The sequence below is a fragment of the Chryseobacterium sp. C2(2020) genome, from assembly GCF_014218915.1.
GTDB classification, from domain to species: domain Bacteria; phylum Bacteroidota; class Bacteroidia; order Flavobacteriales; family Weeksellaceae; genus Chryseobacterium; species Chryseobacterium mucoviscidosis.
This window is the reverse complement of sequence record NZ_JACLCT010000002.1, coordinates 1-19,056: the sequence shown is the minus strand read 5'-3', so window position 1 is coordinate 19,056 and position 19,056 is coordinate 1. Positions and strand designations below refer to the sequence as shown.

At 34.6% G+C, this 19,056-nt stretch carries 20 protein-coding genes and 1 tRNA gene; 10 read left to right on the top strand and 11 right to left on the bottom strand.

The features are described 5' to 3' along the window. Positions 1–96: 96 nt before the first annotated feature. From H6W52_RS01390 to H6W52_RS01380, 3 genes are all read left to right on the top strand, one after another. Complete coding sequence (locus tag H6W52_RS01390) at positions 97–780, top strand: TIGR02117 family protein (RefSeq protein ID WP_185144388.1); 684 nt, start codon at positions 97–99, stop codon at positions 778–780. Positions 781–786: 6 nt separating this feature from the next. Beyond that, on the top strand, positions 787–1,434 hold the full coding sequence (locus tag H6W52_RS01385) for a murein L,D-transpeptidase catalytic domain-containing protein (RefSeq protein WP_116096262.1): 648 nt from the start codon (positions 787–789) through the stop codon (positions 1,432–1,434). Positions 1,435–1,685: 251 nt separating this feature from the next. Beyond that, positions 1,686–2,984, top strand: coding sequence for a cryptochrome/photolyase family protein (locus H6W52_RS01380; protein WP_116096264.1), 1,299 nt, complete (start codon positions 1,686–1,688; stop codon positions 2,982–2,984). A 20-nt stretch (positions 2,985–3,004) separates the two neighbouring features. Here the strand turns inward: H6W52_RS01380 and H6W52_RS01375 are convergent, their stop codons facing one another. Then, the gene (locus H6W52_RS01375; RefSeq protein WP_116096266.1) at positions 3,005–3,499 is read right to left on the bottom strand and encodes a hypothetical protein; all 495 of its coding nucleotides are present in this window, start codon (positions 3,497–3,499) and stop codon (positions 3,005–3,007) included. Between the two features lie 209 nt (positions 3,500–3,708). After that, positions 3,709–4,008 (bottom strand): helix-turn-helix domain-containing protein, encoded by a 300-nt coding sequence (locus H6W52_RS01370; RefSeq protein WP_116096268.1) that lies wholly within the window; start codon positions 4,006–4,008, stop codon positions 3,709–3,711. Between the two features lie 158 nt (positions 4,009–4,166). Here H6W52_RS01370 and H6W52_RS01365 point away from each other — a divergent pair, with 158 nt between their 5' ends. Continuing rightward, entirely contained in the window at positions 4,167–4,397 is a 231-nt protein-coding gene (locus H6W52_RS01365; RefSeq protein ID WP_116096270.1) for a hypothetical protein, read from the top strand. Positions 4,398–4,483: 86 nt separating this feature from the next. Continuing rightward, a complete protein-coding gene (locus tag H6W52_RS01360) occupies positions 4,484–4,738 on the top strand; it encodes a hypothetical protein (RefSeq protein ID WP_116096272.1) in 255 nt (84 codons plus the stop codon). Between the two features lie 193 nt (positions 4,739–4,931). On the opposite strand, the gene H6W52_RS01355 is transcribed toward H6W52_RS01360, so the two are convergent. Both H6W52_RS01355 and H6W52_RS01350 read right to left on the bottom strand, forming a co-directional pair. Beyond that, positions 4,932–5,011: transfer RNA gene (locus H6W52_RS01355), tRNA-Leu, on the bottom strand. A gap of 79 nt (positions 5,012–5,090) precedes the next feature. Next, a complete protein-coding gene (locus H6W52_RS01350) occupies positions 5,091–5,858 on the bottom strand; it encodes an MBL fold metallo-hydrolase (RefSeq protein WP_185216386.1) in 768 nt (255 codons plus the stop codon). Positions 5,859–5,912: 54 nt separating this feature from the next. Here H6W52_RS01350 and H6W52_RS01345 point away from each other — a divergent pair, with 54 nt between their 5' ends. Next, positions 5,913–7,340: a nicotinate-nucleotide adenylyltransferase gene (locus H6W52_RS01345; RefSeq protein WP_087711500.1), complete on the top strand. Its 1,428-nt coding sequence runs from the start codon at positions 5,913–5,915 to the stop codon at positions 7,338–7,340. 12 nt (positions 7,341–7,352) lie between these two features. Further along, positions 7,353–7,802: a GAF domain-containing protein gene (locus H6W52_RS01340; RefSeq protein ID WP_087711498.1), complete on the top strand. Its 450-nt coding sequence runs from the start codon at positions 7,353–7,355 to the stop codon at positions 7,800–7,802. Positions 7,803–8,010: 208 nt separating this feature from the next. On the opposite strand, the gene H6W52_RS01335 is transcribed toward H6W52_RS01340, so the two are convergent. The 4 genes from H6W52_RS01335 to H6W52_RS01320 all read right to left on the bottom strand — a co-directional run bounded on the left by H6W52_RS01335 (position 8,011) and on the right by H6W52_RS01320 (position 11,459). After that, the gene (locus tag H6W52_RS01335; RefSeq protein ID WP_116096276.1) at positions 8,011–8,748 is read right to left on the bottom strand and encodes an ABC transporter substrate-binding protein; all 738 of its coding nucleotides are present in this window, start codon (positions 8,746–8,748) and stop codon (positions 8,011–8,013) included. 26 nt (positions 8,749–8,774) lie between these two features. After that, positions 8,775–10,097 (bottom strand): magnesium transporter, encoded by a 1,323-nt coding sequence (mgtE, locus tag H6W52_RS01330; RefSeq protein ID WP_076395417.1) that lies wholly within the window; start codon positions 10,095–10,097, stop codon positions 8,775–8,777. 371 nt (positions 10,098–10,468) lie between these two features. After that, positions 10,469–10,618, bottom strand: a complete 150-nt coding sequence (locus H6W52_RS01325) for a hypothetical protein (protein ID WP_157967233.1) — start codon at positions 10,616–10,618, stop codon at positions 10,469–10,471. Between the two features lie 289 nt (positions 10,619–10,907). Continuing rightward, entirely contained in the window at positions 10,908–11,459 is a 552-nt protein-coding gene (locus H6W52_RS01320; protein WP_116096278.1) for a pyruvate decarboxylase, read from the bottom strand. Between the two features lie 173 nt (positions 11,460–11,632). Here H6W52_RS01320 and rpsO point away from each other — a divergent pair, with 173 nt between their 5' ends. Continuing rightward, positions 11,633–11,902, top strand: coding sequence for a 30S ribosomal protein S15 (gene rpsO, locus H6W52_RS01315; RefSeq protein ID WP_076395421.1), 270 nt, complete (start codon positions 11,633–11,635; stop codon positions 11,900–11,902). A gap of 230 nt (positions 11,903–12,132) precedes the next feature. Then, positions 12,133–14,397, top strand: coding sequence for a polyribonucleotide nucleotidyltransferase (locus tag H6W52_RS01310; protein ID WP_076395423.1), 2,265 nt, complete (start codon positions 12,133–12,135; stop codon positions 14,395–14,397). Positions 14,398–15,065: 668 nt separating this feature from the next. Here H6W52_RS01310 and H6W52_RS01305 read toward each other — a convergent pair. The 3 genes from H6W52_RS01305 to H6W52_RS01295 form a co-directional block, all read right to left on the bottom strand. Then, positions 15,066–15,791 (bottom strand): hypothetical protein, encoded by a 726-nt coding sequence (locus H6W52_RS01305; RefSeq protein WP_116096280.1) that lies wholly within the window; start codon positions 15,789–15,791, stop codon positions 15,066–15,068. Positions 15,792–16,052: 261 nt separating this feature from the next. Next, the gene (locus tag H6W52_RS01300) at positions 16,053–16,373 is read right to left on the bottom strand and encodes a hypothetical protein (protein ID WP_116096282.1); all 321 of its coding nucleotides are present in this window, start codon (positions 16,371–16,373) and stop codon (positions 16,053–16,055) included. 218 nt (positions 16,374–16,591) lie between these two features. Then, a complete protein-coding gene (locus tag H6W52_RS01295) occupies positions 16,592–18,445 on the bottom strand; it encodes a hypothetical protein (protein ID WP_185216384.1) in 1,854 nt (617 codons plus the stop codon). 130 nt (positions 18,446–18,575) lie between these two features. Here H6W52_RS01295 and H6W52_RS01290 point away from each other — a divergent pair, with 130 nt between their 5' ends. After that, positions 18,576–18,965: a hypothetical protein gene (locus H6W52_RS01290; protein ID WP_185216382.1), complete on the top strand. Its 390-nt coding sequence runs from the start codon at positions 18,576–18,578 to the stop codon at positions 18,963–18,965. Positions 18,966–19,056 lie beyond the last annotated feature (91 nt).

Genomic DNA, 19,056 nt, shown 5'->3' with positions numbered 1-19,056 from the left:
TTTGAATATTTGGTACTTAAATTTAGCGAAAATTCCGATTGAAACAAATACTTTTGCGAAAAATTATTAATTAAATTTTATTAACTTTAAAAAACCATGAACGTGAAAAAGATGTTACTTCTCATTATAAAAGCCATAGGAATTATTGTTGGAATTGTTGCTCTGTATGTCGCCTTAGGCTACTTTTTACCATTCATTGAAGTTTCAGCGAAGGATGACGGACAGAAGAAAGAAATTCCTGTTTATATTTATACCAACGGCGTTCATACAGATATTGTAATGCCTGTAAAAAATGATGTACAGGATTGGAGCACAAAAATTCCGTTCAGCAATACGAAATCCAAAAGTACAGATTACAATTATGTAGGAGTAGGATGGGGAGATAAAGGATTCTATCTCGACACTCCGACGTGGGCAGATCTTAAGTTTTCGACGGCTTTTAAAGCCGCTTTCTGGCTTAGCGAATCGGCAATGCACTGTACTTTCTATAAAACCATGAAGGAAGGCGACGACTGTAAAAAAATTATGATCAGCAAGGATCAGTATAAAAAACTGGTAGATTTTGTAGATGCTAAATTTGATAAAGACCAAAACGGAAACTACAATCTGGTTCCTACAAATGCTGTTTACGGTAATGATGATGCTTTCTATGATGCACAGGGAAAATACAGCTTCCTGAATACCTGCAATACCTGGGCAAATGATGCTCTGAAAGCGGCGGATCAGAAAGCGGCATTCTGGACACCTTCAGATTACGGAATCTTCTTACATTACAAATAATTTTCTGTGAATTTTTTAAGTTGGATAACGGCATTTCTGTTCCTGTTATCATGCAAACAGGAAGCGGAAAGTACCATCAAGCCACAGATTTCAGAAATCTCAAAGCAGGAAAAGAAACCGGAAATTGATTTAAATAAAACAAAATCTAAAGCCGAAGAAGCGCTTACATTCTGCAAATCCAGCAAATTCAATACAGATTTTTGTATTCTGATTGATATGAGTCTGCATTCCGGAGTGAAAAGACTGGTTGTGTGGGATTTTAAAACAAACTCTGCTTCAAAAAAATATCTGGTTGGTCACGGCTGCGGAGAAAACCAGTGGAGCAGTGACGAATCTAAAGACCATCCGATATTCAGCAATGAAGACGGAAGTCACCTTTCATCACTTGGCAAATACAAAATTCAGGGGAGAGGTTACAGCGACTGGGGAATTCATGTAAAATATCTCATGCAAGGTCTGGAAAAAACAAACAGCAATGCGCTGCAACGATTCATTGTTTTTCATTCCTGGAATCTGATGAGCGATGAAGAAGTCTTCCCGAAAGGTTCGCCCGAAGGTTGGGGCTGTCCTACCATATCCAATAATGCGATGAAAGAAATAGATCCGATGCTTCAGAAATCTAAAAAGCCTGTTCTGATGTGGATTTATGATTAAAAATTTTGACTTATCCCCTTAACTAATAAAGGCTTCGACAGGCTCAGCCTGACAATGTAAAAATATTGCGGTTAGTATTCGAGATGTCACCCTGAGCTTGTCGAAGGGACACTACTAGAGCACCGCCTTCTAATTGTTGTTATCCAATATTGATTAAAGGAATAAGTCAATGAAAATTTTTAAATACAATCTCTTTACAATTAGAAAAATTAGTCTGATTTTTGTAGTGAAAACAGGGTTAACAAATCATTATGTCTAAAAAAGAAAAAGTAAATATTTTCTGGTTCAGAAGAGATATCAGACTGGAAGATAATACAGGATTATTTCATGCACTTGAAGCAGGTTTAAAAGTAGTTCCGGTTTTTATTTTTGATAAGGAAATTCTAAATAAACTTGAAAATAAATCTGACAGAAGAGTAGATTATTTTTATCAGGCTCTGGAAGAAATTCATACTGAGCTTAAAAAACATAAAAGCGGACTGACTGTTTTTCATGATAAACCTGTTGAAGCTTTCAAAAAATTAATTAAAGATTTTGAAATCGATACGGTTTTCTGCAACAGAGATTATGAACCACAGGCAATAAAAAGAGACGAAGAAATACAGGATCTGCTGAAAAAAAACGATGTTAATTTTCAGGATTTTAAAGATCAGGTTATTTTCGAAAAGGATGATGTGGTAAAAAATGACGGTAAACCTTACACTGTTTACACTCCTTATTCCAGAAAGTGGAAAGAAAATTTCAAATCTGTCACTTTCAAAAAAATGGAGGTCGATTTTTCAAAATTTCATCAATATTCATCTTCAAAATTTTTAACGCTTAAAGATTTAGGCTTTGAAAAAACAGATCTGGAATTTAAAAAGCCTTCACTGGAGAAAAAGATTATTGATGATTACGATCAGTACAGAGATTTTCCTGCACTGGATCATACAACCCATTTAGGAATTGCCCTTCGTTTCGGAACTGTTTCCGTAAGAAGATGTGTGGAATTTGCACAGAAGCACAATGAAGTCTGGCTGAATGAGCTGATCTGGAGAGAGTTTTTTATGCAGATTTTATATCATTTCCCGAAAGTGGTGAACCAGTCTTTTAAAGAAAAATACGATAAGATCGAATGGAGAAATGATGAAAAAGAATTTAAAAAATGGTGCGAAGGAAAAACCGGTTATCCAATTGTAGATGCAGGAATGAGGCAGCTTAACGAAACCGGCTTTATGCACAACAGGGTAAGAATGGTTGTTGCGAGTTTCCTTACCAAGCATCTTTTAATCGACTGGAGATGGGGTGAAGCCTATTTTGCAGAAAAACTTCTGGACTATGAGTTGTCCTCCAACAACGGAAACTGGCAATGGGCTGCAGGATGCGGCTGCGATGCGGCGCCTTATTTCAGGGTTTTCAATCCATCGGAGCAGACTAAAAAATTCGATAAAGATTTAAAGTACATCAAAACATGGCTTTCCGAAAAAGATATGAACGCAGAACCAATTGTGGAGCATACTTTTGCAAGAAAAAGAGCTTTGGATGTGTACGGTAAAGCGGTGAAAGAGTAGAATCGGAAGCTAATTGAAGGTTATTTTTGTATGCCAATTTTCTTCAATGCAGCATTGTTCAGATAAATTTCATCAAAAAAAGTAAGAGATTCAATATCTTTGAAGTTTTGGAATGTCTTTTCAGTTTTATTGAACGAAAGTTCGATTGAAGTATTGTAAGAAGCGACGATTCTCACCACAGAATATCCGTTGTAAGCAATTTTAAATCCTTCGAAAAGGCATTTTTTTTCGGCCTTCTGATAGATTTTATATTCTTCGAAGACCTTGCTTTCTTCGTCGTTTCTTTTTCTGGAGTTGTGCTCGAGAGATTTCCAGGACTCGTAGTTTCTGGGTTCTTTTAGGATTTCACCTGAAGAATCTACGGGAACAAACATTCCTAAAGTAAGCTCCTTTTTCAAAAGATTGGCATAATTGTTCATGAGTTTAAGCGTCTGAAGGTCTGCATATCCTTCATGGGAATAATACTCGATGACAAAATCTGTCATAGGAATCAGTTTATGAGAAGCATTCGTCATATTTGTGATTTTTTGAGCAACTAAGTTTTTTAAATTTCGAGGTGCGAAGATAAATAAATTGTTAAAAAGAGGAAAACTAATTTTGTTTTAATTGCCAAAAGAACTGTCGGTCTTCAATTTCCTCAGTTACAGAAAAATAAAAACCGGAAAGACTATTTTATGTTAATTTTTCCGGTTGATGTATTTTGATGATTAATCTTTAGAGAATATTACATTTCTTTTTGCAGAATCTCCACAATACGATCTATAACTTCCTGTTTTTTAGTTTTTTTATTATAAGGTGCTTTCGGCTCAGAAACAATGCTTTCTCTGTTCTTATCAAAAAGTGCATACAGATCCAGATCCGGATGTTTTTCTAAGTACCAAACCAGAAAATTGAGTGGGATTGCATTTTTTCCTGCAAAATAAAGCTGGATCGCCTGTGGAGTCATGCCGTATTCGTCTGCGAGTTCTCTCAAAGTTTCTCCTTTTGATTTGCTGTACTCGCGTAACTTCTCGTGAATTTTCATATCGAATAATTTCTTCTTTTTAATTTTAATTAATAAATAATTGTTAAAATTTCAATTAATTATTGTTTTTAAATATATATTTGTATATTTGTTTCATAATTCTCCCAAAGAGAGAAACACAAAATTACGAAAAAAGGTTAAACAAAATATTTATTTGTATGAGCAAATTGATATATCCCTATCAGAACAGTATTAATGAAACATTTGATTTTATTAATCGATGGCTTCCAAAGCGCTACACAGGTTCTGTAAATATTTTACTGAAAAAATCTAAAGATCCCGATTACATAAGAAAAGTTAAGAACAGGAAGTTACAAGACGAAGCTGTTATTGATGCACTGTACAAAGTTTCTTTGTTCAATAAGATACAGGTAGAGAATGAGACATAAGTTTAAATTCTGAAAACACAATTATTTGATGAAAAAATATATTTAGCTCTTTAACGGGCTGTTCCACAAAAAAACACACATTTACCATGGAAAATTTCGAAACACAGGAAATCATTGTTACAGAATGCTTTAAATGCGGCAGAAGATTTGAAAATTATTTCAATGCTTCACCCTGCTGTACATCTATTGTTGTAAAAGTAAATGAAAAGGGAAATCCTACAACCATTACTTTTTTAAGTTCACTATCAAAACCTCGCTACGAATTGTTTGAAGAATTTTCAGAACACGAAGATCGTGATATTATGAAGGAGTCTGAAAATAATGATGTTTTAGTACAATAATAACACTCATCGGTTTTTGAATTTACCCGAACCTAACTTTAATATAAGAAAAGTTTTTTTAGATTTTAATAAAAAGAGTTTGTCCTGAGATTGGGACAGGCTCTTTTGCATAGGTAAGCTTTAAGATTGATTGTTTTTGACCACCCTAAAAAGCAAAAACCTCTAAAAATCAAATGATTTCAGAGGTTTTTTGTACCCAGGACCGGGATCGAACCGGTACTCCTAAGAACTGGTGTTTGAGACCAGCGCGTCTACCAATTCCGCCACCTGGGCAAGTGTGTTACCTTGTTTCGAATCGGTGTGCAAATATAGAAACTTTTCTTTATTCTCCAAAGTTTTTTAAAGAAAAATTTTAAAAAATAATCTCCAAACCATCGTAGGCAAGGTGCATTCCGGATGGAAGTAGTTTATCTTCAACGTCATGCAATCCCAGATGATGACTGATGTGGGTTAAAAATAATTTTTCGGGTTTCAGTTCTTCAAATAACTTAATAACATCAGGTAAAATAAAATGAGCAGGATGAGGATCAGACTTCCGGATGCAGTTTAAAATCAAGACATCGAGATTTTTTAATTTTTCTTTTTCCGTTTCAGAAATAAATCCGGCATCCGTTATATAAGCCAGTTTTTTAAATTTATAACCGAAAACGGGAATTTTAAAATGAATGACTTCAATCGGGGTAATTTCTGTATCTACAACTCTGAATGGTTTATTTTCAATTTCATGAAGTTCAAAAGCCGGAGCTCCGGGATATTTTTCGTCCGCAAACGCATAAGGAAAACGGTTTTTAACTTCGTCGGCAACTCTTGAAGAACAGTACAAAGGAATATCTTTTCCGGTTTTGAAAATAAGAGGACGCATATCATCAAGACCGATAACATGATCATTATGTTCGTGAGTAAGCAATGTAATATCTACACGATCTTCCTGATTGGTAAGCATTTGCTGCCTGAAATCGGGTCCGCAGTCGATAAGGATTTTTTGGTCTTCATCGGTCGTTATCATCACAGAAGACCGAAGACGACTGTCTTTGGGATTACCTGAAGTACACACTTCACAACTGCAGCCAATCACAGGAACACCCTGCGAAGTTCCCGTTCCTAAAAATTTCAACTTCATTTTCTTTTGAGGTTGGTTTAATTTTGGTAAATTTACGAAAAATTTAATGTCCTAATGTATCAGAAACTAACTCCTAAACAAAAAGCATTAACAATTAATCTAGATCCTACTATTTATGGTACTTTCGCAGAAATTGGAGCAGGGCAGGAGACAGTCCGACACTTTTTTAGAGCAGGGGGAGCTTCCGGTACAATTGCTAAGGCGATGTCGGCTTACGACAAAGATTTTAGTGATGCCATCTACGGAAAAGAGGTAAAAAACAGATACGTTACCCAAAACAGACTTCGAAAAATGCTTCGCTATGAAGTAGCCCTTATCGAAGAAAGAATTTCCAGAGAGAGTAACCCCAACAGAAAATATTTTTCTTACGCTAATACTGTTACCACCATTAATTTCGATAAAACAGTTAAAGGTCACGGTTGGGTAGGAATCCGTTTTCAGGTAAAGGAGAACGAAGATTACAATGAAATCGTTATTCACGTAAAATTCAAGGAAAATGATGCTACATTGCAGCAGGAAACCCTTGGAAATCTTGGGGTAAATCTTATTTTCGGAGCCTTTCATTACTACGACAATCCACGAAATTTAATTGAATCTTTATACGACGACGTTGCAAAAGACAATCTTGAAATTGATATGATCGATTTCAGCGGACCTGCTTTTGCGTATGTGGATAACAGACTGATGTCTTTACAGTTGGTTAAAAACGGAATGACCGATGCGGTAATTTTCAATTCTGAAGGAAATAATATGCTTCCTGCAGATATTTTGTATAAAAAAAATATTTTTGCGGTAAGAGGAAGTTTCAGACCAGTAACGAAAGTGAACATTGATATGCTTCAGAATGGACTCAATATGTTCATGAAAGAAGTAACCTGCACTGAGGATGAAACCGAAGTTTTAATAGAAATTACCATTTCAAACCTTCGCGCCGACGGAGACATCAATGAAAGAGATTTTCTCGACAGAGTAGATGTTCTCGGCAAATTAGGATATACCGTAATCGTATCTAATTATTCTGAATATTACCGACTGATTGATTATTTTGCGTCTTACACAAGCGGAGAAATCGGCGTTGCAATGGGCGTGAATAATCTATTGATGGTATTCGACGAAAAATATTATAAAAATTTATCAGGAGGAATTCTGGAAGCTTTCGGGAAATTTTTCAGAAACGGGATGAGAGTGTATCTGTATCCATATAAAGATCCGGAAACTCACGAATTACTGGATTCCGATAACCTTAAAGTGGAAGAAAACCTTAAGGAACTTTACAAATATTTCAAGCATAACAACCGTATTGTAGATATTACCAATTATAATCCGGAATTTTTGGAAATTTATTCCAGAGATATCCTGAAGAAAATCGGATGCAATATGAAAGGATGGGAAAATCAGCTTCCGGAAGGAGTGGCAGAGATGATAAAAGAGCGTGGAATGTTCGGCTACAAAGAAGAACTTTCCTTAAAACAATTTTCTTAAAACAGTAAAAAAATGTCAGAATTAAAAAAACGACTTTCGTCTATTCTTGAAAGTCCGAAACATAATACAGAAGAGAAACTTCAGAAAGTGTGCCACCTTTTGGATCAGGAAATATCCTATTTCAACTGGACGGGTTTTTATTTCAAAAACGGAGATAAAGATGAGTTGAAACTGGGACCTTACGTTGGAGCTCCTACGGATCACACCATCATTCCTTACGGTAAAGGAATCTGCGGTCAGGTTGCCGTTTCCAATGAAACGTTTGTTGTTCCCGATGTACATGAAGAAAGTAATTATTTAAGCTGTTCTATCGATACTAAAGCAGAAATCGTGGTTCCGATCTTCAAAGACGGACAGAATATCGGTCAGATTGATATCGATTCTCATACGATTGATCCTTTTACAGAAGAAGACAGAGAATTATTGGAATGGCTGTGTAACGAAGTTTCTAAAATTTTGTAAAAACTCTCGCTTTTAAAGTGTGTAAAATATAAGACTCCGGCTCGAAGAGCCGGAGTCTTTTGTATGATAGGATAGATCAAAATTTCCTTTCGAAATGGTATCAATAGAAATGGACTGTAGTCCGTTTTCATAAACAAATGAATAAATCGGCTTTAACCAAAACTTAGAAAATCTATAAAAAAAGAATGAGTGCCAATTCGTGAAAAAATTAGTGAAATTCGTGTTTAAGATCAGAAATAAGTTCCTTAAAATAATTTTCACACTTCGCAATGTGCGTTCCGTACCAGGAAAAAGCCTCTCCGTCTACAATCATTATTTTTTTACCAGGATAAAACTTCTTTAGTTCCTTAATATGTTTCTCTTTAAAAGGAAAAGGTTCGGAAGAAAGCATTATGAGTTCTGCTTCCGCAAGATCTTCCGTCTGAATAACAGGATAACGTTTCCGATCTTTAAAAATATTTTCAAAACCGATCTCACCCAGAATTTTATGAATAAAAGTATCGGAACCTATCGTCATATAAGGATTATTCCAAATTAAGTAGGCAACTTTTATGGGGTATTCAATTTTTGAATGGTTGAGAACATCATAGATTTTAAGATTAAAAAGCTGTGCTTTTTCTTCACGATGAAATATTTTGCCTAAATTTTTAAGCATATAATAATTGTCCTCAATATTTTCAACATTGGTGACGATTACCTTGAAGCCATGCATTAAAGCTTCCACCTGTTCTTTTACATTTTCTTCCTTGTTTGCTAAAATAAGATCAGGCTGCAAAGCTTTTATTTTTTCAATATTGATATTTTTTGTACCGCCGATAACCGCTACATTTTTTACTTTTTCAGCAGGATGAATACAGAATTTTGTTCTTCCTACGACTTCTTTTTCCGTTAAACCTAAATCAAATAAAGCCTCCGTAATTGAGGGAACCAAAGAAACTACCTTCATTGTATAATTTTAGATGTCGCCTAAAATTACAAAAGTTTACCCGTTAAGAAAAGTCCTGCGACCGAAAAATAAATGATTAATCCCGTTACATCTACCAAGGTTGCCACAAAAGGAGCTGAAGAAGTTGCCGGATCGAGTTTTAATTTTTTAAGAATAAAAGGAACCATAGAACCCGAAAGTGTTCCCCAAAGAACGATCATCACCAGAGAAACCCCTACACTTAATCCAACAAAAGCCCAGTGAATTCCATAGTCGAAAAAACCTGCTTTATGCCAGATCATAATTCTCAGGAAACCGATGATTCCTAAAATACCGCCCAATGATAAACCTGTGAAAATTTCTTTTCTCATCACGTACCACCAGTCTTTCAGAGTGATTTCCTGAAGTGCCATCGCTCTGATAATCAGAGTTGCAGCCTGTGAACCGGAATTTCCTCCGCTGGAAATAATCAAAGGAACAAAAAGTGCGAGAACAACCGCTTTCTGAATTTCATCTTCAAAATAGCCCATCGCCGAAGCCGTAAGCATTTCAGAGAAAAATAAAATAATCAGCCACATTCCTCTCTTTTTTACCATTTCGATAAGAGAAGTCTGCGTATAAGGAACGTCTAAAGCTTCCAGTCCCCCGAATTTCTGGATGTCTTCCGTATTCTGCTGCTCAATCTGGTCGAGAATGTCATCAATCGTTACAATTCCTACCAAAACTCCCGCTTCTGTAATAATAGGAAGCGCAGCACGGTCATACTTTTCGAAATACTGTACCGCATCCTCTTTAGTCGTCGTTGTGGTAATCGCAACAAAATGATTATCCGTAATTTCTGAAACCAAAGTTTCTTCTTCTGCCAACAAAAGACTTCCCAGAGCAATATCGTCAATCAGTCGGTTTCTTTCGTCCACAACGTAGAGATAATTCATCGTCTCTACTTTACTTCCCACTTTTTTAATCTGCTGAAGACATCTTTTAATCGTCCATTCTTTACGGATCTGGATGTAATAAGGCGTCATAAGACGGGCAATAGAATCCGAATCGTAACCTAATAATTTAAGCGCGATTCTGCGTTCCTGCGGATTAAGATGATTGATGGAATACTTAATAAGTTCATCCGGAAAATCCTCAAAAAGAGCCGTTCTGTCATCCGGCGTCATCGCATTCAGGATTTCTGAAACTTCATCACTTCCGATGCTTCTGATGGTTTCTTCCTGAAAATCGGGATCAAGATGCGAAAAAACATCTGCTTTGTATTCTTTCGGAACTTTCAGGAATGCCAAAAGCCTCTCGTCCGCGTGAAGTTCGCTAAGAGTTTCGGCAATATCGGCAGGGTTGAAGATAAGTTCGTCTTTAGAATTCAAAACGTCAAATTTTTAAGAGTAGTGCAAAAATAGCCCAAATTTTTAAAATTGCCCAAAGAACTGCAAAATTTAAGGATTATTTAAATTTCTGAGAATAAAAAAAGCATCTGCAAAAAAGCGGATGCTTTGAAAAAATTAAATTTCAAAAGTAATAGATTATTGTTTTTTTACGGCATTGCTGAACTTTACCATTCAGCATGCATTCTCAAACACTATGGTTCAATGCATGCATACATATAACACGCATAATTGCAGCAGTATCCACCGAAGCAATGCGAATTTTTCGTGCACTGTACCAAAGCAGCCCCATTAATTTTCTCCTGCTCCTTTCTCGTTAGTTTCTTTAGATTTTTCACAACAATCTTTTTGGGTTAAACTTCTGGACAGTTGTAATAGACACAAACATTTTGACAGCAGGATCCTCCCGGACATTCAAAATGGTAATGACATTTTTGAAGACCTCCGCCGTTGATCTTTTCCTGCTCTTTTCTGGTGAGCTTTTTCAGGTTTGAATTTTTCATATTATTTAGATTTAATGTAAGTTAAAAATACAAAAAAGGTTTTAATTATTCACCTATAAATGAAAATTAAGTGATTTTAATTCGTTGGATTACTGATGAATATATTTAAATAAAAACAATTCAATAAAAAAGCACCTGCAAAAACTGCAAATGCTAAGAAATTTCAATTGAGATAGTTTGAATGAATTGTTTCAGACTAAATTAATAAAATATTTTTAATTATTCACACAGGTATGAATTTAATTTTATAAGATTCAATGATTTGCATAATAGTTTTAACTGCCGGAAATTAAAATCCGGATTCAGCAGAAGGTTTAATTTTTTTTAGCTGTTTTAAAATTCCTTTGATGGCTCCGTTGGTTCCTATTTTTACAGAATTTACAGTAGAACCAAGCAATCTCATGTTCTTTTTATACGTGTCATAATCCGTCTCGGTAACCAGATTGCCTTCTGCATCAAATAGTTTCATGCTTACCACGACCTGATTGGAAAAAACGTATTTTCCGATTCCCACTTTGAAATATTTTACTTTCGGAACAATGGCAAAATCGGCATCGTTGTTTTTACAGTAATCCCAAACGGTCTGCTTGTCTATGCTGTCAAAAGAAATCTGGGTTTCCGTTCTCAGCATTTTTTTTTTTCTTTCGCTTAAATTATCAGAAACTGCGCTGAAGAAAGCCGTATTGGTAGGTTCTTTAATTTCCTGAAGGTCGGGTTCTACCTCAGGATTGAAATATAAAACTTTTTTGATCTTGTTTTCATGGTTTTTCTGAGCTTTTAATAAAGAAAAACCTGCAAAAAGAGCTAAAGTAAAGGTGGTAAATGTTATTAATTTTCTCATCACTAAATTCGTATGCAAAATTACTGCCTTTTAGTGGGGTAGCATAATTTTTTTAAGAAATTTTTAACATTTTTTTCTATCAAAATCAATAAATGAAATCAATAATGTTGGCAGAATAAAAAAATAGTCGTACTTTTGCACCCGTTACATAATAATCATTAAACAATATTGGAATGTACTTAACAACAGAAAAAAAGCAGGAAATTTTCGCAAAACACGGAAAATCTGCACAGGACACAGGAACTGCTGAAGGGCAAATTGCACTTTTCACTTTCAGAATCAACCACCTTTCTGCTCATTTAAAGAGCAATCACAAAGATTACAACACAGAAAGATCTTTGGTGAAACTGGTAGGTAAAAGAAAAAGTTTATTAGATTACCTTAAAAATAAGGATATCGCAAGATACAGAGCAATTATTGCTGAATTAGGTTTAAGAAAATAATCTACAAAGATTTTCACATAAAAAGCAATCTCGAAAGAGGTTGCTTTTTTGTTTTCGTAATCAGAAGTGATTTTCGGTGCAGAATATATGGAAATTATGGGATAGACAGGTAAGATTTTACAGGCAAAAATTTAAAAAAATCATTATAATACATTATCTTTGCAAACGAAAATTTAGACGAAATATAATTAATTAAAGTACTCAATACGGAGTACAACACAAAACAATTTATGAGTGTACCTCAAGCAATTACAGAGCTGATTACTCTTGCAGACGGCAGAGAAATCACAATTGAAACAGGGAAATTAGCTAAGCAAGCTGACGGATCTGTAGTCGTAAAAATGGGCGGAACAATGCTTTTAGCAACTGTTGTAGCCAACAAAGAAGCCAATCCTGGTGTAGATTTTTTACCTTTAACAGTGGATTACAGAGAAAAATTCTATGCAGGCGGTAAAATCCCCGGAAACTTTTTCAGAAGAGAAGCAAGACCATCTGATCAGGAAATCCTTACGATGCGTTTGGTAGACAGAGTTTTGAGACCTTTGTTCCCTGAAGATTTCCATGCGGAAGTTCAGGTAATGATTTCATTAATTTCTTATGACGGACAGTCGATTCCTGATGATTTAGCAGGTTTGGCGGCGTCTGCAGCGATTGCCATTACAGATATTCCTTTCAACGGACCGATGTCTGAAGTACGCGTGGTAAGAATTGACGGTGAGCTTTCTATTAATCCTAAATTCGAAGATCTTAAGAATTCTGACCTTGATATCATGGTTGGAGCTACTAAAGATTCTATCGTAATGGTGGAAGGTGAAATGAAAGAAATCTCTGAGCAGGAAATGTTGGAAGCAATCACTTTCGCTCACGCTGAAATTAAAAAACAAGTTGAAGCTCAGGAAAGATTAGCTGAAAAAGTAGGAAAATCATTCCCGAAAAGAGAATATTCTCACGAAACTCATGACGAGGAAATCCGTGAAAAAGTTTGGAAAGAAACTTATGATAAAGTATATGAAGTAGCGAAAACTCCTTCAGGCAAAGAAGAAAGAGGAGAAAAATTCAAGGCGATCCGTGAAGAATTCCTTGCTCAGTATGCAGAAGATGCGGAAGAGCTTGAAAGAGTAACTCCTTTCGTAAAAGTATATTACCACGATGTGGAAAAAGAAGCGATGCGTCAGATGATTTTGAATGATAAAATCCGTCTTGATGGTCGTGATCCTGAAACGATTCGTCCGATCTGGAGCGAAATCGATTATTTACCGGGAGCGCACGGTTCTGCAATTTTCACAAGAGGTGAAACGCAATCTTTAACGGCTGTAACTTTAGGTTCGGTAAAAGATGCGAACATGGTAGACAGCGTAATGGCAAACTATGACGAAAGATTCTTCTTACATTATAACTTCCCGCCGTTCTCAACGGGTGAAGCTAGACCTTTGAGAGGAACTTCAAGAAGAGAGGTTGGTCACGGAAACCTTGCTCAGAGAGCTTTAGCAAATATGATCCCTGAAGAAAATCCTTATACGATCCGTATCGTTTCTGATATTTTAGAATCAAACGGTTCTTCTTCAATGGCGACAGTTTGTGCCGGAACATTGGCATTGATGGATGCGGGTATTCAGATTACAAAACCAGTTTCTGGTATTGCAATGGGGTTGGTAACTGATGTAAAATCAGGGAAATTCACTGTACTTTCTGATATCTTAGGAGACGAAGATCATTTAGGTGATATGGACTTTAAGGTAACAGGAACTGCAGACGGAATCACAGCTTGTCAGATGGATATCAAAATCCAGGGATTATCAATGGATATTATGGAGAAAGCGCTTTTACAGGCTAAAGACGGAAGAATCCATATCTTAAATAAAATTACTGAAACAATTGCTGCTCCAAGAGAAGATGTGAAACCTCACGCTCCGAAAATGGTAATGATGGAAATTCCTAAAGATTTCATCGGTGCTGTAATCGGACCTGGTGGAAAAATCATTCAGCAAATGCAGAAGGATACAGATACTGTTATTGCAATTGAAGAAATTGGAGAAATCGGAAGAATCGAAATTTCCGGTGTCAGCAGAGAAAAAATCAACGAAGCGATTGCGAAGATCAATGAGATTACTTTTGTTCCTGTAGTAGGGGAAGTTTATAAAGGTAAGGTTGTGAAGGTAATGGATTTCGGTGCTTTCGTAGCGATTGCTAAAGGTACTGAAGGTCTTCTTCATATTTCTGAGATCGAATGGGCTCGTTTAGACAAAGTTCCTTATAACGAAGGGGATGAAGTGGAAGTGAAATTTATGGGTTATGATGACCGTAAGAAAATGAAGCTTTCCAGAAAAGTTTTGTTGCCAAGACCTCCAAGACCTGAGAAGAAAGAAGGTGAGCAAAGGGGACCAAGACCGGAAGGACAGAACAACAGATCTGAAAGACCAAACAGACCGGAAGGACAGAGAAGACCGGAAGGTGAAAAACCTGCGGGAGATAATAATCCTTCATCTGAAGCTTAAGATTATTCTGATATTAACAGATATGAAAACCACCGGATTTCCGGTGGTTTTTTTATGGGGTTTGTCGGTGGAGATAGGGAAAATGAGGTTTCAGATGGCGTTGTGATGATATCGGAGGGGCGAAATTGAATTCCTCCGGAGTTCTGTTGCTGTATGGATGGGTTTTTCTACACAGATATTGCTCCGTAGGAGCAGTTTAAGGAGGAATTATATATTTGACTTTAAAGTTTAAATTGAAGGAATAAAGAATATTGTTTAGAGTTGAAAGAATATAAGTTTCAGGTGATCGAACATAACTTTAAGGAGTAAGAATATTGTTTACAGTTGGAAGAATATAACTTTCAGTTGATCGAATATAACTTTCAGGAGCAATAATATGGTTTACAGTTGGAAGAATATAAGTTTCAGTTGATCGAACATAACTTTCAGGAACAAGAATATTGTTTACAGTTGGAAGAATATAAGTTTCAGTTGATCGAATATAACTTTCAGGAGTAAGAATATTGGTTACAGTTGAAAGAATTTAATTTTCAGTTGCTCCAATATAACTTTCAGCGATCAAAATATAAAAAATATCCTGACTGAATATTCGTCAGGATGTTTTTATTTTAGTTGTTAACTTTTACGGAAAGATTTCTGGTTTTAATCCTCTGTTTTTTAGAAGGATGTTATTCTGTTATCATCGAAAATTTAATTGCCGCTACATTACTGTATTCGGGAGAGGTGGCTCCGTAAAGGCTTTTTACATATTTTTTTACGTTCTGGACGATGGCGTAGAGTCCGGTTCCTTCTGCATACAATATTCTGTTTCTTTCGATGAACTTGAGGTTAAGTTCTGCTTCGGTCTGGTCTACTGACTGAGTGGTGGCTACCAATGATTGTTTGTAGGTATTAAGGGTTGATAGTTTCAGTTCTTCTTCATCCGGTGTATAGGAGGGTATGGTTTCGAGCAACTGTACAAGAATGCCGAAGTTTTCAGCTTGCTGGGTGTAAGACTGTCGGGAAGAGGAAATGATTTTGGGTGCTTCTTTGCCTTCCTCGGGTGTTGTGGCTGGTTTCTTTTTTACCCCCTGTATGGTGCGGTTCAATGATTTTGCCTGATTTAAGGTTCCCTGTGATAACCCGAGAATTTCTAAACGGTTGGTAATTCGGGTACAGTTTGTTTTCAGGTTTTTGAATGCGTCCTGACGAAGAGCAATGGCATTTTTGTTGGCATTACGTTTTTCCTCGACTTCCGTAAGTTTCGCATTGGCAGTGGTGTACAGGTTCTGAAGACTATCGATGGTAAGCTCGGGAACCGGCGGATTGTAAAGGGGATAAACGGAAATCTGCTGAATTAATTTTTGCAGGTTCGCCACATTTTTGGCGTGCCCTACTTCTGATCTTGAAGACATAAATGTTTGTGTTTTTTTAAATTCTTTCAAATTTAAAATTTATTTTGAAATGGTCATTATTTTTGGGTAAATATTTTGTAGTCAGGATATTATGTTAAATTTTGGAATAGGAAACCCTCGCGGTGAGGCGAGGGGTATGTTTTAAAAGTAGAGCTTGTAAAATCTGTTTTTGAGTTTTAAATTATTATTGCACAAAGTCGGGAGACTTTGCAAAGCAGGGTATTGTTTTCGCTTGTTCATTGACATCTTTCAGCCTGTTTTTTAGCTGTTTTCCAAGTTAAAACTTATTGCTTCTTTTATTAATTCATTTAAATCATTCCATTGATTACATTTTTTTAGATAGAATGGTTCCATCCAGTCATAATTTTTTATTATACAAACGCTAAAATATCCTTCAATATCAGATGAAGGATACCATCCAACATCTAATACATTGCCATTTGCCAATTCAACTTGCAGCAAATCTTCTTTTAAATCGTCAATATTATTTTCAATGTTCAGCGATATATCTATTGTACTAAGGTCATCAAATACTATTTTACCTTTATTTCCAATTATTTCTTTTATGTTGAATGATTTCATTGTCGATTAATTTAAGTACCTGTTTAAATATTGCTAAATAAAAGTTTTACAGGTTTTCTTAACTTTTTTAAGCTAAAAGAGGCTTAACTCCTTAATGGTAAAAATAAATTATAAATTTGACACGCCTTAGACAACTCGATTCGTAAAGTTTTCAGACTTTAAGAAAAGGGGTAGTCGTTATGTAAGTTTATATGGGTGCAGAAATAAATATTTATACATTAAAAAAATTGCCAAGATTCCTTAAAGATTGTTTTAAAATAAATATCCATCTCTGAAATTTTTTTATTAGAGTTTAATTTTAAAATATTTATAATATTCTCAGAATTTGCTTCTAATTCGTAAAAAATATTTTCTTTAGAAAATTTACTTTTGTCATCTAAAAATAAATACTTAATCACACAGTAAGCTAGTAACTTGCCTATATACCATTCTAGATGACTCCATAAATTAGAGTATTCACTAATAAATTTACCGCTATGAACAATTTGATTACGATGCAGATATATTCGATCTAGTTGGTAAGCAATTGATTCGCTTGAAGATTCAACTTTATTAAGCCAATATTTCACACTTTCTTCGGAATTAAATTTTTCATTAAGCTGGATGAACTTTTTACATAGTAAATTTGAATTTGCTTTTAAAGTATTGTATGGATCATTTGATTGATCATAGTCCTTAGATAAAAAGTCAAAATATACTTTTAGACCTGTAGTGTTTATATTTAAAATATTAGTATGAATTCCTAAGGTATCAAGATTATAGGCGTTATTCCAATTGGCTTCTGAATATCTCATTGCAAACGCGGTTAATTCTCTTCCTGGGGAACCTGTAGATAATGACTTTGAAACAAAATGTTGAATACTAGAAATATCATTTTCTTTCATTCTATATGGCAATAAAGTTTCTAATGAGGTCCATAATAATGATAAGGAATTTTCAATCGATTTAGATCCTAGCGCAAGGTTATAATAATATAGGCTATCACTTATTTGAGGTATATATGGAAGATTTGAATTTTCAGAGTGATTTAAACCGTAACAATCAGAAATTCTATTTAAGGTTTCAAGTAAAGTACTCTTTCTTTTAGATACATTAATTGGATCTAGTATGAAATTTGATATTTGAAATTTATATTCACCTTTTAACCTCCAATATACCCGATCAAAAAAATCATTGAGAGGTGTAAGATCCATTCGATCTTTTGAAATAACATAAAACTTTAGACACATTTCATATAAATTTCTAATGTAATTATGGGGATCTAAAGTATTGCTTTTAATTTCAAGTGCATCTTCGTATTGCTCTATTTTTATTTCCGAATAGAAACGATCCTTTAATTCTTCATTTGAAGTTAATCTATAAGGAATACTATTCTCATCCAAATATTTTTTTATTGTCTCTATTTCAAAACTATCTTTTTTAGAAATAAGTAAAAACACATAATTCTGTTTTTTTCCATTAAAAAAATTTGTAATTCTTAAGTGTGTTTTTTTTCCACCATTTTGTTTTGCTATATATTTGTAAGCAATGTTACTAACACTAGTTGTGGAATAGCCTATATTTAATATGTAAGGTATTAAGCTATCAATTAATGTATCAATTTTATCTGATTCTCTTTTAAAATGACTAGAATTTAAATCAATCAACTTAAGTTCTTTATAAATATTTAGAAAATACTCCTTATCAATTTGTTTACATTGTATAATAGAGTAATTATATAAATTGAAAAGCCTAGAACTATCATCTTTTAATTTTTCAGCTTGCAAATTTTTATAAAATTCTACAATGTCTGGATAATACTTTTTTAAAATGTAATCATTTATAATACTTGAAGAAAGAATGGGTGATTTTGCTTCTTTTAGTAAGCTGATCAATCTATTAATAGATTTTGTTCTTTTTATTGATTGTCTAGATACTTCTCTGATTTCATAAATGAGCGTAAATCCATTGGTAGTTCTGTGTTTTTTTGATATTATCTCTTGATGATCAACTCTCTGTTTTATCTTTTCTATAAAATATTTTGACAAATCGGTATGTGTATAATTCCAATTCTGATTCTGAGCAACCCACATGGTAAGATATTTTTATAAATATATTATTTCTTAACATAAAAAAATTACGGAAAACCGTACCCTTTAATTATTATCAACCCAATGTTCATTTATTCTAAATTTTTACATAACATTGCAAAAAAAATATTCCATGAAAATTTTCAAATTTATTTCAGTTGTAACTGCAATGGTATTCTTTGGGATTACTGTCAATGCACAAAAAAAGAAACCGGCAGCAGCTTCAAAATCAGAACCTATCGAAATGCCCGCAGGCACAGAAACCCAGTCGATCCCTAATGAAGAAAAATTCACAGATATGATTATGAAAATCAATGAAGCTGTTGTTTTTAAGTATGATAATAGTTATAAAAATGCAGATGTATACATTATGAAGAATGGTAAGGAAACATTGATGTACAAGGTAAAATCCAGTGATACGGGGGTGGATAAAAAACTGAATGCGAGAGTCTATAATAAGAAAGTATACAGCGCTGACGGAAAACAACTTTTATTTAACGTGAACTCGACGCTAAAATATTGAATTATATTTAGTTTTCCTTGCCATCTATGCATTTATCCAGTTCGGGAAATTTACCGATGGTTTTTCCGGATAAAAACAATAGGCGCATATA

Coding starts and splice junctions, on each gene's coding strand:
- H6W52_RS01390 (WP_185144388.1), top strand. CDS start 97: ATGAACGTGAAAAAGATGTTACTTCTCATTATAAAAGCCATAGGAATT.
- H6W52_RS01380 (WP_116096264.1), top strand. CDS start 1,686: ATGTCTAAAAAAGAAAAAGTAAATATTTTCTGGTTCAGAAGAGATATC.
- H6W52_RS01375 (WP_116096266.1), bottom strand. CDS start 3,499: ATGACGAATGCTTCTCATAAACTGATTCCTATGACAGATTTTGTCATC.
- H6W52_RS01370 (WP_116096268.1), bottom strand. CDS start 4,008: ATGAAAATTCACGAGAAGTTACGCGAGTACAGCAAATCAAAAGGAGAA.
- H6W52_RS01365 (WP_116096270.1), top strand. CDS start 4,167: ATGAGCAAATTGATATATCCCTATCAGAACAGTATTAATGAAACATTT.
- H6W52_RS01360 (WP_116096272.1), top strand. CDS start 4,484: ATGGAAAATTTCGAAACACAGGAAATCATTGTTACAGAATGCTTTAAA.
- H6W52_RS01350 (WP_185216386.1), bottom strand. CDS start 5,858: ATGAAGTTGAAATTTTTAGGAACGGGAACTTCGCAGGGTGTTCCTGTG.
- H6W52_RS01345 (WP_087711500.1), top strand. CDS start 5,913: ATGTATCAGAAACTAACTCCTAAACAAAAAGCATTAACAATTAATCTA.
- H6W52_RS01340 (WP_087711498.1), top strand. CDS start 7,353: ATGTCAGAATTAAAAAAACGACTTTCGTCTATTCTTGAAAGTCCGAAA.
- H6W52_RS01335 (WP_116096276.1), bottom strand. CDS start 8,748: ATGAAGGTAGTTTCTTTGGTTCCCTCAATTACGGAGGCTTTATTTGAT.
- H6W52_RS01325 (WP_157967233.1), bottom strand. CDS start 10,618: ATGAAAAATTCAAACCTGAAAAAGCTCACCAGAAAAGAGCAGGAAAAG.
- H6W52_RS01320 (WP_116096278.1), bottom strand. CDS start 11,459: ATGAGAAAATTAATAACATTTACCACCTTTACTTTAGCTCTTTTTGCA.
- rpsO (WP_076395421.1), top strand. CDS start 11,633: ATGTACTTAACAACAGAAAAAAAGCAGGAAATTTTCGCAAAACACGGA.
- H6W52_RS01310 (WP_076395423.1), top strand. CDS start 12,133: ATGAGTGTACCTCAAGCAATTACAGAGCTGATTACTCTTGCAGACGGC.
- H6W52_RS01305 (WP_116096280.1), bottom strand. CDS start 15,791: ATGTCTTCAAGATCAGAAGTAGGGCACGCCAAAAATGTGGCGAACCTG.
- H6W52_RS01300 (WP_116096282.1), bottom strand. CDS start 16,373: ATGAAATCATTCAACATAAAAGAAATAATTGGAAATAAAGGTAAAATA.
- H6W52_RS01295 (WP_185216384.1), bottom strand. CDS start 18,445: ATGTGGGTTGCTCAGAATCAGAATTGGAATTATACACATACCGATTTG.
- H6W52_RS01290 (WP_185216382.1), top strand. CDS start 18,576: ATGAAAATTTTCAAATTTATTTCAGTTGTAACTGCAATGGTATTCTTT.